This window comes from Cognatundibacterium luofuense (assembly GCF_018139685.1).
GTDB lineage: Bacteria > Pseudomonadota > Gammaproteobacteria > Burkholderiales > Burkholderiaceae_D > Undibacterium > Undibacterium luofuense.
Genome location: NZ_JAGSPN010000125.1, coordinates 1 through 482, shown reverse-complemented (window position 1 = coordinate 482; position 482 = coordinate 1). Strand labels below are relative to the sequence as shown.

The 482-nt window shown below is 50.4% G+C and carries 1 protein-coding gene; it reads left to right on the top strand.

The features are described 5' to 3' along the window. On the top strand, positions 1-482 hold a 482-nt coding region (locus KDM89_RS19640), incomplete at both ends, for an argininosuccinate synthase domain-containing protein (RefSeq protein WP_212689576.1).

Genomic DNA, 482 nt, shown 5'->3' with positions numbered 1-482 from the left:
CTGGATACCTCCGTTATCCTGAAATGGCTGCAAGACAATTACCAATGTGAAATCGTGACCTTCACTGCGGATTTGGGTCAGGGTGAAGAACTGGAACCGGCACGTGCCAAGGCCTTGAAATTCGGTATCAAACCGGAAAACATCTACATCGACGATGTACGCGAAGAATTTGTGCGTGACTTTGTTTTCCCTATGTTCCGCGCCAATACCATTTATGAAGGCGAATACCTGCTGGGCACGTCCATTGCACGTCCGCTGATCGCAAAACGCCTGATCGAAATCGCGAAAGAAACCGGTGCCGATGCGATCTCGCACGGTGCGACTGGCAAAGGCAATGATCAGGTACGTTTTGAACTCGGTGCGTATGCACTGATGCCAGGCGTGAAAATCATCGCGCCTTGGCGTGAGTGGGATTTGCTGTCGCGCGAAAAACTGCTCAAATATGCAGAAGACGCAGGCATCGATATCGACATGAAACACAA